The 12,657-nt window shown below is 35.1% G+C and carries 10 protein-coding genes; 1 reads left to right on the top strand and 9 read right to left on the bottom strand.

Annotation, left to right across the window (positions count from 1 at the left end; genetic code table 11):
* Positions 1-64 precede the first annotated feature (64 nt).
* Positions 65-346, bottom strand: a complete 282-nt coding sequence (locus FHY47_RS03065; RefSeq protein WP_148629626.1) for a putative periplasmic lipoprotein — start codon at positions 344-346, stop codon at positions 65-67.
* Between the two features lie 373 nt (positions 347-719).
* Between FHY47_RS03065 and safA the strand changes: the two genes are divergently transcribed.
* The gene (gene safA / locus FHY47_RS03060; RefSeq protein WP_148629625.1) at positions 720-1,322 is read left to right on the top strand and encodes a SafA/ExsA family spore coat assembly protein; all 603 of its coding nucleotides are present in this window, start codon (positions 720-722) and stop codon (positions 1,320-1,322) included.
* Between the two features lie 149 nt (positions 1,323-1,471).
* Here safA and FHY47_RS03055 read toward each other — a convergent pair whose 3' ends face one another.
* The 8 genes from FHY47_RS03055 to FHY47_RS03020 all read right to left on the bottom strand — a co-directional run bounded on the left by FHY47_RS03055 (position 1,472) and on the right by FHY47_RS03020 (position 12,502).
* Positions 1,472-2,317 carry a sugar phosphate isomerase/epimerase family protein gene (locus tag FHY47_RS03055; RefSeq protein ID WP_066099764.1) on the bottom strand — a complete coding sequence of 282 codons (846 nt, stop codon included), beginning with the start codon at positions 2,315-2,317 and terminating at the stop codon, positions 1,472-1,474.
* Between the two features lie 487 nt (positions 2,318-2,804).
* On the bottom strand, positions 2,805-4,367 hold the full coding sequence (locus FHY47_RS03050; protein ID WP_148629624.1) for a response regulator transcription factor: 1,563 nt from the start codon (positions 4,365-4,367) through the stop codon (positions 2,805-2,807).
* Positions 4,354-6,159 (bottom strand): cache domain-containing sensor histidine kinase, encoded by a 1,806-nt coding sequence (locus FHY47_RS03045; RefSeq protein WP_140461347.1) that lies wholly within the window; start codon positions 6,157-6,159, stop codon positions 4,354-4,356. The genes FHY47_RS03050 and FHY47_RS03045 overlap by 14 nt, the downstream gene beginning before the upstream one ends.
* A 512-nt stretch (positions 6,160-6,671) precedes the next feature.
* Positions 6,672-7,766, bottom strand: a complete 1,095-nt coding sequence (locus FHY47_RS03040; protein WP_375138408.1) for a glycoside hydrolase family 88/105 protein — start codon at positions 7,764-7,766, stop codon at positions 6,672-6,674.
* 99 nt (positions 7,767-7,865) lie between these two features.
* The gene (locus FHY47_RS03035; RefSeq protein WP_066099773.1) at positions 7,866-9,185 is read right to left on the bottom strand and encodes an ABC transporter substrate-binding protein; all 1,320 of its coding nucleotides are present in this window, start codon (positions 9,183-9,185) and stop codon (positions 7,866-7,868) included.
* Between the two features lie 28 nt (positions 9,186-9,213).
* Entirely contained in the window at positions 9,214-10,050 is an 837-nt protein-coding gene (locus FHY47_RS03030) for a carbohydrate ABC transporter permease (protein WP_148629623.1), read from the bottom strand.
* A gap of 8 nt (positions 10,051-10,058) precedes the next feature.
* Positions 10,059-11,003: a carbohydrate ABC transporter permease gene (locus FHY47_RS03025; RefSeq protein ID WP_148629622.1), complete on the bottom strand. Its 945-nt coding sequence runs from the start codon at positions 11,001-11,003 to the stop codon at positions 10,059-10,061.
* Positions 11,004-11,164: 161 nt separating this feature from the next.
* The gene (locus tag FHY47_RS03020) at positions 11,165-12,502 is read right to left on the bottom strand and encodes an ABC transporter substrate-binding protein (RefSeq protein WP_140461346.1); all 1,338 of its coding nucleotides are present in this window, start codon (positions 12,500-12,502) and stop codon (positions 11,165-11,167) included.
* Positions 12,503-12,657 lie beyond the last annotated feature (155 nt).

Raw genomic sequence — 12,657 nt, 5'->3', positions numbered from 1 at the left:
ATACAGAACTAAAATAAAGTTTTACTCCCATCAAATGAAAGCGCTTTAAATTTAAATAAAAAAATTATTTATCATATTCATAGGCTTTGTAAATCTCAGTTGCTTCTTCCACAGATATCTGAAATGAATCACTTGCCATTTTCATAAGCCGATCATCATAGACTGCCGGATTATAATTAGGAGCTGTACTGAGATGAGCTTTTGCTTTCTTAATATATGTATGTACGGCTTTTTGTCCAACAGAACTCTCAATCTTCACCTTTTCGTTTACCTTAATTGAACTTTCGCTAGCACTGCACCCTGTAAATAATAATGTTACACCTAATGCGATTAACATCTTTTTCATTATATGGCCCCCCCTTCCATTTGCCTACTTCTAGTATAAAAGACTTATAGAAGGAACGTATATACTGTTTTTGAATTTGTCATATTTCATTATTTTCTAAATCAAATTTCAACACATCTCTTAACCCCTATCTTCGCAACAAAAAAGCCCCGAGCTTGGATGTTTATACTCTTAACATTAATAATCGGTTATTAAAAAATCAGCTCTCCCTCTAATAGTTATATCGCCAATTCTATCATTTACCAAATTTGTATAAATCCCTTTCTAGAGGGGTTCAAATGGCAATATTAGTAGATTCCTGATATTGACAACCAATTCTCTTCCATTCTTTTATATAATCGAACCCGTAATAAAAATTTTAAGGAGAGGAAAGATGAAGAAAAAAATCACATCAGTTATACTCACAACTACTTTACTGCTACCTACAGCCACCGCTTTTGCAGACTATCAATATACGGTTGTCTCCGGTGATACTTTATGGAAGATTGCTGTTAAAACAGAGACAGGAATCAGCGAACTTATTGCAGCCAATTCTCAAATTTCAAATATAAACTTGATTTATCCTGGTCAAAAGATCAATATTCCTACTCAAGACGATGTTAAGGCCTATGAGCAAGAAGTTATCAGGCTCGTCAATGTTGAAAGAGCAAAACAAGGTTTGCGGGAATTAAAATATGATTGGGAGCTTGCCAGAGTAGCTAGATACAAGTCAGAAGATATGAGAGATAATAATTACTTTAGTCACACTAGTCCTGTTTATGGTTCTCCATTCGACATGATGAAAAACTTTGGCATCAATTATAAATCTGCCGGTGAAAACATCGCAAAAGGTCAAACAACACCTGAACAAGTTGTAAATGCGTGGATGAATAGCTCAGGTCACAGAGCAAATATTTTAAGCTCGAAGTTTACTCATATTGGCGTAGGTTATGCGAAGTCTGGCCACATCTGGACTCAGCAATTTATCTCTAAGTAAAAAGAAAGCCTTTTTGGCTTTCTCTTTTTCGAATATTAAGGTTTGTATCTAGAAGTAACAAATTTAGTGATTAATAAAGACCTCTAGTTAAGTTCCGAGTTTTACGTAACCCGGCTAAATCCTTCCTCAGTTTGTATAACGATTATCCATTAGACTAGTTCATACTCTTTTTGCATAAAAGCTATACTATCATTGATATATGGTTCCCTAGTGTTTTCTAGCAATATATTAATAAAGGGTTTATTTTTCTTTATGTATCGAAATACAGCTTTATAATTTAATAAACCTGTGCCCACCGGCACCATTTTGACCCGATTATTTTCAATGATATAATCTTTCGCATGAAGAATGACAATTCGTTCGCCAAACAATTCAAAAGCTTCTTTAAAGACCTCTTCTTGGTAGAGATAATTATCTACTGTCAGATAATTCACCGGATCAAAAATGACTTGAAGATTGTTAGAGTTGATGTCTTCAAGCAAGCGTTTCATTCGTTGAGGCGTGTGAATAGGGTGATTAATACCCCCTTCGATTCCTACGATAACTCCATGTTTCTCTGCCTCACTAACAAGTTCTCGTACACTATTAACTACCTTTTGATACGGTCCCTCTGTAAAATTCTCCTCTGTATAGACGTTTTCAGGATTTATATTTCCTGTTTCCGTTCCAACAATACTACAGCCAAAATCTCGCGCAAAACGAATATGCTCCTTAAAACGGTCTAACTCTTTTATCCTTTCTGTATCATTAGGATGGATCATGTTAATGTAACAACCCAGAACAGCTATTTGAATATTTTCTTTACGAAAAGCATTTCCAATATGATGAGCATATCCCGGACTCAATGTGCCAAAACCTGTCTCAAAGTCAGAACCAAACGACTTTGCCAAAGCCAATTGTACTGATGTTAATCCTTTCCTTGAAACGACACTTGCTAATTGTTCTAATGGAAGATGTTCTATGTCGTGCGCTCGTATTCCGATATTTGCTTTCATTTCGTTCCTCCAGTATAGCAATATTTAAAAATGACCGTATCATTTTCAATTATGATAGGCATTAAATAGACCAATTTATTTTGCTGCCCCTCTGCCATCAACTACGGGTGGTAGCTACTTTCTAAATTTGTCATAAAACCAGGCCTATACGGAATTTAATAGCGATTACATATTTTTGGGGATTCACTATCAAATGTTGGACTTATAATAAATCGTGCCCCGTTAAAACTGCAATCCTGGCAGTTAACGCTTCTAATACAGTGTCGGCACCAACGATAACATCCTACTTATCTTTATGAAAATTGGTTAATTCTTTGATAACTGGATCATCATTTATAACCGTTTAATCCGATCACTCAAAAGATGTTTTTTGGTTGATTAGTAAATAAATTCTTCAATTGATTCGATTATATCGGTCGAATGAAATAAGTTAAACCTATGCCCTAAAATCCATTAAAATTTTAATTTATTTCATAAAAAATTAACATTATGCTCGATGTTTTTTACGAAACTCGGCTGGGGTATAACCCGTATATTTCTTAAAACAAATACTGAAATACTGAGGATTGTTATAACCAACCCTCTCCGAAACCTCATATGTTTTAACATACTCAGTGGTTAATATATCAATCGCTTTATTCATCCTTAGTTCCAATAAAAAGTCACCAAAGTTAAACCCTTTTTCAACTTTAAATAAGTTGCTTAAATATGGTGGGCTAACGTGCACTTGTTTAGCTACTTTTAATAAAGTTAATCCACTTTCTTGATAAGATTCCTTCATATAATTGATTGCCTGATCGACAAGAGAGTAACGATTATTTTTTAGCCCCTTATTCATTAACAAGGCCCATTCCTGAACTAAGCGCTGAAGGATTTCCATCATTTCATTAAGCGATTTCAAACCCATGATATCATCGTAGTATATGGATGAATCAAAACTATTCATTTCTTCCTGTTTCCACTTTTCAATTTCATAGAAAAGCATTGAACTAAATTTAATTGCTAGTATCTTCATTTCTTTTAATGTAAGGTTTCTGCAATTAAAAATGACTTCATTTAATTCATCAAGAGTTTTAGTTATTGACCCAGGTAAACCTAGTATTATTTGTTCCTCTAGTTTACGTTCAATTCCTATCAACTTTTCTTTGCTTATCTGCCAATCAGAGGGGGCATCATCAATAGAGTAAATTTGACCATGTCCCATAATATGCCTAATATCCATGGCCAACCGACAGTCTAGAAATGAATTGCTTAACTCGAATAAATTATTATATATTCTGCCTAATGTGATGGTCATTAATAGTCTAGTCGAACCCATCAGCTTGAGGATATTATTTGCCAACAAATTCATCCTGTTATTCTGATTCGTTTCTAAGGATAGAAAGATAGCAATTTCATTTTCTCCGGCATTCAAAACCACTCCCATGCATGGTTTCACAGATTCTGATATCAAGGTTGCTATCTTAGCGCTAAACTTATCGATTAATCCTTCCTCTTGTTCACAATGAATCAGCATAGAGGAATAAAAAGGGCCTTCTAAATGAATTCCGAGTGAGAATAATTCTTCCTCGATATCCACACGCTCTTTCTCCTGCCTGGCAAGCTTTTGAAGGAAATTCTGCTGAAGTAACGGAATAGATGCTTGAATTTTCTTATAATCCGCTCTTTCTTTTTCCCATTCAAACGCTGCTTCTTTTGCTTTTTCGAGCAACAGAGTTGAGTCTACTGGTTTTAATAAATAGTCAAACGCTCTTAATTTGATTGCTTCTTGTGCATAGTTAAAATCTTCATAGCCCGTTAAAAAAATAATTTTCGATGTTGGGCTTTTTTCTTTCACAAGCTTGGCCATCTCAATTCCATTCATAAAAGGCATATTAATATCAGAAACCACAACTTGCGGCTGTTCCTGTTCGATTAATTCCATTGCAATTTCTCCATCCCCTGCCTCCCCTGCAACACAAAAACCATGATGCTCCCAAGGAATTGTTTTACATAAGCCTTGACGGATAATACGATCATCTTCAACAATAATTACTTTATACATGGTCATTGATTTCCCCTTTTGTTTTGGGAATTATAATGGTTACTTTCGTGCCTTCTCCTTGATCACTTACTATGAATATTCCATATTCTTTACCAAAATGAATTTTCACGCGTTCATTAACACTTTGTAAACCCACACCAATAAACCTTTTCTTTTCTCCATAAGCTGAATTGAGTTCCTTTTGAATATCTTCCAATTTTTCTTTATTGATACCGCTACCGTTATCGATTACATCTAAATAAATTAAATCGTCTTTTTCGTAGCCACAAATTTCTATCTTTGCTTGGCCCCGTTTTTGTTTAACACCATGATAAATAGAATTTTCTAACAACGGCTGTAATGATAGTTTAATAATGTTGTAATTGAGAATCTTTTCTGAAACATTAATTTTATAGGAAAAATCATCGCCATATCGCATTTCTTGTATATATAAATAGTTCTCAATATGTTCGACTTCCTCCTTTATTGATATTATTTCTTTTCCTTTACTAATGCCAATTCGAAAAAAGCTAGAGAGTGCCATTACCATTTTACTTGCATCCTCATTTAATCCCATATCAGACAACCCCTTAATTGAATAGAGAGTATTGTAGAGAAAATGAGGATTAATCTGGGCGTGCATGACAGCAAACTCTAATTGCCGCTTCTCCTCTTGCTCCAATCGTATTTGATTCATTAAAGCATGAATTTGTATATTTAGTTGATTAAAACCATTTTGAAGGATCTTCATTTCTTTTGGACCCGACATTTCAAAATTCAAATGAAGATTTGTCGATTCAATTGTTTTCATTTGTCTTGCTAATTTTTCAAATGGGCCTGATACAAATCGGCCAATGAAATTTGAGAGAAATATCGCTATAACACTCATTACCGCAATGAGTGTGAAGGTCAGATACTTAATATAATTGACTCGCTGAAGAATTTCTGATTGAGGTATTATCGAAACCAGCTTCCACTTATTCACGCCAATCGTGTCATATAAGGCTATCATGGTCTCGTTATTCTTATTTTTAAACGTTAGTCTTCCAACGTCCTTATTAACAGTTTGTAAATATGTAATCATACTTTCGTCTAGTTGATATTCTTCCTCTACATCCTTTGATTCAAAATGCCCATCTGGACTGATGAGAGTTAAATACCCATTTCCTTCTATTAAAGATTTATTAAGAATTTGCTTAAAGAAGTCCTCTCGAAAATTAAATAAAATAATTCCTTCTGTTGATGTATCTTGATTATTAATTAACTTATAAACTGATACTACCTTGTTTCCTTCTGCAAATGCTTGATTACTATGTAGATTACGCCAATAATAGGATTCATTATTCCCTCGGTCTGGTTCAAAATAATCTTCATATGAAATAGTTGGAAAGCTCTGGTCACTGTTCCGGTAAACGGAAAATTCACCACGATTAATATCGATTAATATCGATTCAAGCATAACGTTAAAGTGACTGTATATAACTTGTAGTTTATTATCAAAAGCAATATATGTCTCTGGACTTACATCGCCTTCTTCATCAACAGCAAGCATTTGAATTTTTGGATCATTAGATATGGCAACTAACTGTTGAAATGCATCAGAAAGCATGTATTCTAAGTAGTTTTTCGTTTGATAGACGGTATCACTCATACTATTATATGTATTTTCTTCTATTTGTTTTGTTGCGAGCAAAGTGGATACCCAACCAATAATAATGATAAAAACAATCATTATAGGAAGATACAGTGAATTAATTGTCGATTTTACAGAAAACAAAAAATACTTTCTTACCAAAGTTTTCGTTCTTTCAGTAATCATGCTAGCTACTCCTCATTAAAGGGCTTATTTCTTAATTTTACCAAATTATTCTTTGTGTGGGTAGCTAGCATTCCTAAAACACCAATTAAGCCATGTCGGATATAGTAATAATAAGATTGAATAATCATTCTAGTTATTAAAGACGATTACCAAGAAAATATACATCATTACTCTCTAAGACTATAAAAACCAAACCCTGTCTTAATCAGGTACTAAATAAATTGTTTTACTAAGACCAAAACCGCTCCATCTATAATCAACCACTTCAATCTAAATCATTTTAAACAATATCTAAATTCTTTCTCTTTTCAATTTACATATTTCATCCCTTTCCCTGCGCTAACCACTTCCACTATATGTAGCCTGTTTTGCCAGTCGTAACAAAATGCTTCTATCCTTCCTCCTTTCAAAATTTTATAGAAACCTTTTCTAAGTTGAACAAACTCCAACATAAGAAAAGGTTTCTTGACGTCACTTGAAAATATTGAGTTCTAGATGTAAAAAGTTCGAATCTAGTTAGAAAGGTCATATATAGCCATACTAGCTAAAATAAATGCACCCATTCCGTGCAAATCATTTTCGGAAGTTGGACGACCTACATAGTAATCATATAATCCAGCTGAAGTACCAATACAAATACCACTTAGTGTCAAAGTACTTTCTTCTTCCTTAACCATAAGTTTTAACAAACCATTATATCCCTTATGGACTATTGCATGATAGGAATCATTTACATACCCGTGTTTGATTGCCTTGGCAATGAAGTAGAGAAATAGTGAGGAACAAGATGACTCTAACCAGTTATCCTGACGATCCCCTTTATCCACAATTTGGTACCATAATCCTGATTTTTCATCCTGATATGCAGCAATAGATCGGATTAGTTTTTGAAGCGAAGGAATAAGTTCTTCCTGTCCACGTTTTTTATCTCCTAAAAGCTCTAACAAATCAATGACAGCGGTTCCATACCATCCAATGGAACGGCCCCAGAATTCTGGAGAACAACCTGTCTCACTATTCGCCCAAGGCTGAACTATTTTCTCATCCCAAGCGTGATAAAGCAAGCCAGTTTCATTATCAGTCATATTCTTTCTCATAAGCTTTTCTTGCCGAAGGACCGTTTGAATTAAATCATCTTCTTGGAAATTCTTGCTATACAACAACATGAACGGTCCTGCCATGAACAATCCATCTAACCACATTTGGTACGGATATTTATCTTTGTGCCAGAATCCACCTTCTTCCGTTCGATTAATCGTTTCTAATAACTGGCGGAGTTTCCTTGCAGCAATCATATATTTTCGATGCTTTGTCTTTTTATAAAGAGGGAATAACAAGATTCCAGCTTGTACAGAGTCAAGTTCATCCCTGGCAAAATAAAGATTCCCTTCTTCATCAATCAGACTATCAATATAGGCTTTCATATAATCGAAATATTCATCTTTTCCTGTGGCTTCCCAAACACGTAACATCCCGTATAAAAAGACACCTTGATGATAGTGAAAGGAATTAGCTGGTGGGAGCTCCTCCGGTTGGTATGTATTCATTATTGCTTGGCATGCTTTCTCAGCCAGTATCAACGCCTTCTGGTTCACTGTTTCCTGAATATGAGTCATTCTTATGTACTCTCCTTTCAATCTATAATTCTTTACTTCTTATAAATATAAATGGGGTGTTAATGCAATCAACACCCCATACTTATTCATCTATTTTTTAAATACTCCATCATATTGTTTTTGTGAATCTTCAATTGCCTTTGCCCATTCATCTAAAAATTCTTGTGCAGTCATGTCTCCACTCATAACCGATTGAGTACCAGGGTCGACAATATTGTCAAGGATAGAACGATAGTCTGGCAAATAGAAAGGAGGCTGGTAAAGAATAGTTTCTGGGTTATCGTATACATCGAAAGCAACTTTAATATGATGGCTGTTCTTAACCCATTCTTCTTTTAAGACATCTGAATTGGTTGGAATTTGACCCACTTGCTCATTCCAATAGCTTTGGGACTCAGCTGTGTTAATAAACTCCGCAAATTTCCATGCAGCGTCAGGATGTTTCGTTGTTTTAAAAACTGCAGTGTTAATTGCATTTCCGCCTTCTGCTACGTATTTTCCATCTTCAGTTTTAGGAAGCGGGATTGCCTTATATTGTCCGTCTTTTAATGACTTTTTGTGCTCCCCATAAGAGCCGATATTATGATGCACCATCGCTACAACACCTGTGTCAAATCCAGCAATCATTTCTTTGTAGCCGTTTGTGATATCACTCTTTGGTGTAAATTTTTTATAATTGGCCAAGTACTTTTCAATAAACTCTACATGTTTAGAATCATTAATAGTCGCTTTTCCGTTTTCATCAAAGTAATTTTCAATTCCGCTATAAGCATACATAGAACGCTGCAACTGGAAGGAACCTCCCGCACCTCCACGGATTGTGTATCCATAGCGTTGTTTCTCTTTATCTGTCATTTTTTCGATAGCTGTAAAGAAATCATTCCAGGTTTCAGGCTCCTTCACGCCATCTTCTTTAAACCAGTCTGATCGTATCCAAAGAATGTCAAGGTTTTGTGTATATGGAAGACCGTATAGCTTGCCATCTTGTGTAATGTCCTTGTTGAACTCAACTGCTCCTTTATTAATCAAATCCTTCAACTCAGACTTTTCAAAATAGGAATCAAGAGGCAGTAAGGCATTTCGTATAGAGAATTCAGGCAACCAACTTGTTTGAACTGAGCCTACATCAGGCATATCATCAGCAGCGATTGCAGCATCGTATTTCGATTTTGATGATTTATTTGGGATCCCTACATATTCAACTTCAATATTCGGGTTCTCCTTTTCAAAACGCTCAATCAATTCTTTCCAAATTGGCGTACGCTCTGGTCCTGCGTTCTCATCCCAAAACGTTATCTTAACTTTTTCATCCCCTGATGTTCCAGTGGCTCCCTCTTCTCCCTTACAACCTGCAAGAAGTACACCTACTACCAATAATAGTGCTAGTAAGGATTTTGTAGATTTTAACATTTTATATCCCCCCATAAATGAATTAATATTAACCTTTTACTGCTCCACCCATACCGTTAACAAGGTGTTTTTGAGCATAAGCAAACAGTAAGACTGCCGGAATAAGAGCAATTACACTTCCTGCTGCTAATGCACCATAATTCACGTTAAACTCTCCCATCATTGAGCTTAATCCTACTGGCAATGTGAACATTGATTGTTGATTCGTTAACATGAGTGCTATTAAGAATTCATTCCAAGTATAGATAAACGTAAACACAGCTGTGGCAACAATTCCCGGAATCAGCAACGGCAGTACCACATAGCGAATGGCTTGCAACTTACTGCAACCATCAATCTGTGCAGCTTCTTCTAATTCTTTTGGGACATTCGATATAAAGCCAGTCATCAAAATCGTCGTAAAAGGTATTTCAACCGCTGTATATGTAAGAATGAGTGAAAGCGGATTACTGATTAGGCCAAGGTTTTTAAAGATGATAAAAAGTGGAATAATCATCATTGCCCTTGGTATGAATTGCGTACATAAAAGCATTAATAGAAATCCTTTTTTCCCTTTAAACTGGTAACGACTTAGAGCATATCCAGATAATGTAGATAACACGATTACTATTATTACAGTACTGATTCCGACAATCAGACTGTTTTTAAAATAAGTTGCAAACCCGACACTGCTCCATGCTGTCACAAAGTTATCTAGTGTTGGCGCCAAAGGTACGTATTCCAACGGGCGTTTCATGATATCCCCTTCAGATTTTAATGCTGTATTAATCGTCCAGTATATTGGGAATATTGTAAAACTCAACATGAAAGTTAGCGGCAGATACAAGAATAGAAACTTATCCATCACCTTTTTATTTGTCAACATTTCAGAAATCACTCCCTTTCATAGCGTGATAATTTGAGATAAATGATAGCAAAAATGAATAGGATTCCGAAAGATATCACTGTTAATGCTGATCCATATCCAAAATTACTGCCGTGTACGGCAAGATCAGCAATATACATTGTCAGTGTGGTAGTTGAGTGAGACGGCCCTCCACCTGTTAAGTTAAAGATAAGGTCTACGTTATTAAACTCCCAAACAACTCTAAGTAAGGTTGTTAAAATAATTGTATTTTTTAATTGCGGTAGAGTAATAAAAATGAGTGTTTTCCATCTATTTGCTCCATCAACCCGAGCAGCTTCATATAATTCTTCAGGAATACTTTGTAATGATGCCAATAATGTAATTGCGAAGAATGGGATTCCTCGCCATAATTCTGCAATTACAACAGATGCAAACGCCGTGGAAGTACTTGCTAAGAATGCTTGCGGTTCATCTACAATCCCAAACCTCATGAGCAAATCATTGATAACCCCCATATGCTCGTTATACATTAAAGACCACATTACAGAAGCTAAAACACCAGAGATTGCCCAGGGAACAAAGGCGATAGCACGTATAAGTCCTCTTAGCTTAAAAGTTTGATTTAATAGTAAGGCTAAAATCATTCCAAAGGTCAATTGCAAACCAACTTCTGTTACAACCCACTTAATACTGTTCCATAGACTTGGTAAGAAATATTTATCGTTTGTAAAAATATTCACAAAGTTTTCAAGACCAGCAAATCCGTTATAATAGGGTGCTGATATATCATAGTGCTGAACACTGTAATAAAAAACTGTTGCAATTGGATAAAATAAGAAACCAGCAACAAAAAGCAATGATGGGAGTAAAAATAGATAAGGAATAAGTTTCTCTTTTTTTATTTTTCGCTTCTTCCTCTCTGGTCCCTCCCTTTCGAAAGCGGTTTCATTCGTTTTTTCAAGAACACCCATTTCTCCTCCTCCTTTCATGCTTTCATTATAGTTGAAACCGCTTTCTTAAATAATTAAAGATTTTTAGATTTTTGATAAATATATTAATGTATTTTAATTCTTTAGATAATCCTTCTACAAACAATACCTAGCAATAATGACAAAGAAAAACCAGATTGACTTCAATCTGGTCTCTTTGTTTGAACCGGATATTTATTCTCGTACCGTCTCATTGCATCCTCTATCGCTATTGCCCATTCATCTAAGAAGTCTTCAACAGTCTTTTTTCCGCTTAACACTGATTGAATACCTGAATCTACCATTAAATTAAGAATGGATCGATATTCAGGGAGATAAAAGGCAGGTTCGTAAATAATCGTTTCTGGGTCATTATAAATTTCAATTGCTTTCTTTATATGAAGCGATTCCTTTACCCAGCTATCATTTAATACATCTGAGTTGGTTGGAATTTGACCAACGACTTGATTCCAATAGCTTTGAGCACTCTTTGAATTGATAAAACGAACAAATTCCCATGACTCTTTCGGATACTCTGTATCCTTAAAGATGCTTAAACCAATCGTGTTTCCCCCTTCAACTACAAATCTTCCATCCATCGATTTCGGCACCGGAATTACTTGAAATTGATTGTCTTTTAATAATTTCATATGATCCCCATATGAACCAAGATTATGCTGAATCATCGCCACTCGCCCAGCATCAAAGCCAGCAATTAACGCATTATAATCATTAGCTATATCACTTTTTGGCGTATATTCCTGGTATAATGCAAAATAATCCTTTAAGAATTCTACATGCTTTTGATTATTTATTGTACTCTTCCCATCCTTGATATACTCCCCGATACCTGAATAAGCATACATCAGCCTTTGTAGTTGGAATGAACCTCCAACACCGCCACGAATAGAATAACCAAACTGATCTTTTGATTTATCTGTCATATTTCTAGCCGCCTGAAAAAACTCATTCCACGTTTCCGGTATTTTCACATTTTCTTCTTCAAACCAATCCGAACGTATCCATAATATATCAAGATTTTGTGTGTATGGAATTCCATATAATAGATTATCTTTAATTATTTTTCGGTTAAATTGAATAGCTTTTGAATTTATCTTCTCTTTCTTACTCCAGTTTTCAAAGTAAGAATCCAATGGAAGTAAAGCATCTCGATCCTTAAACTCGGGAAGCCAGCTCGTATAGACACTTGCTACATCTGGTGTATCATCTGAAGCAATTGCTGAGTCAAATTTCGATTTTGCTGAATCCTTATGCAGGGCGATGTATTCCACTTCGATTGTTGGATTTTCTACCTCGAACCTTTTAATTAACTCTTCCCATAGAGCTATGCGGTCCGGATCTTCACTATCATCCCAAAACGTAATTTCCACCTTATCATCTATTTGTTTTATTGGCTGAGGATTTATTGCCCCATACCCTGCCAATAGTACGCCTACTATAGCAATTACAAAAACTGGAGCAATTATTTTCATATACACCATTATATTTCCCCTTCATTCCCTGTCTTTCCTACCTACATTAAGTTTAGCGTAATTGATATAATGATTATTTAATAGGTATATAATTGTATTCTTTTAAAAACGGCTATTTGGAAACATACTTCAAAAGGGCTTTTTAAATGATATCTACATTAGAG

It is taken from the genome of Bacillus sp. E214, assembly GCF_008087365.1.
In the GTDB taxonomy this organism is placed as follows: domain Bacteria; phylum Bacillota; class Bacilli; order Bacillales; family Pradoshiaceae; genus Pradoshia.
The sequence above is the reverse complement of the archived record's forward strand: the minus strand, read 5'-3'. Positions and strand labels throughout refer to the sequence as shown.

Excerpts from the sequence above, each read along its gene's own strand:
- FHY47_RS03065 (WP_148629626.1), bottom strand. The coding sequence starts at position 346 with ATGAAAAAGATGTTAATCGCATTAGGTGTAACATTATTATTTACAGGG.
- safA (WP_148629625.1), top strand. The coding sequence starts at position 720 with ATGAAGAAAAAAATCACATCAGTTATACTCACAACTACTTTACTGCTA.
- FHY47_RS03055 (WP_066099764.1), bottom strand. The coding sequence starts at position 2,317 with ATGAAAGCAAATATCGGAATACGAGCGCACGACATAGAACATCTTCCA.
- FHY47_RS03050 (WP_148629624.1), bottom strand. The coding sequence starts at position 4,367 with ATGACCATGTATAAAGTAATTATTGTTGAAGATGATCGTATTATCCGT.
- FHY47_RS03045 (WP_140461347.1), bottom strand. The coding sequence starts at position 6,159 with ATGATTACTGAAAGAACGAAAACTTTGGTAAGAAAGTATTTTTTGTTT.
- FHY47_RS03035 (WP_066099773.1), bottom strand. The coding sequence starts at position 9,185 with ATGTTAAAATCTACAAAATCCTTACTAGCACTATTATTGGTAGTAGGT.
- FHY47_RS03030 (WP_148629623.1), bottom strand. The coding sequence starts at position 10,050 with ATGTTGACAAATAAAAAGGTGATGGATAAGTTTCTATTCTTGTATCTG.
- FHY47_RS03025 (WP_148629622.1), bottom strand. The coding sequence starts at position 11,003 with ATGGGTGTTCTTGAAAAAACGAATGAAACCGCTTTCGAAAGGGAGGGA.
- FHY47_RS03020 (WP_140461346.1), bottom strand. The coding sequence starts at position 12,502 with ATGGTGTATATGAAAATAATTGCTCCAGTTTTTGTAATTGCTATAGTA.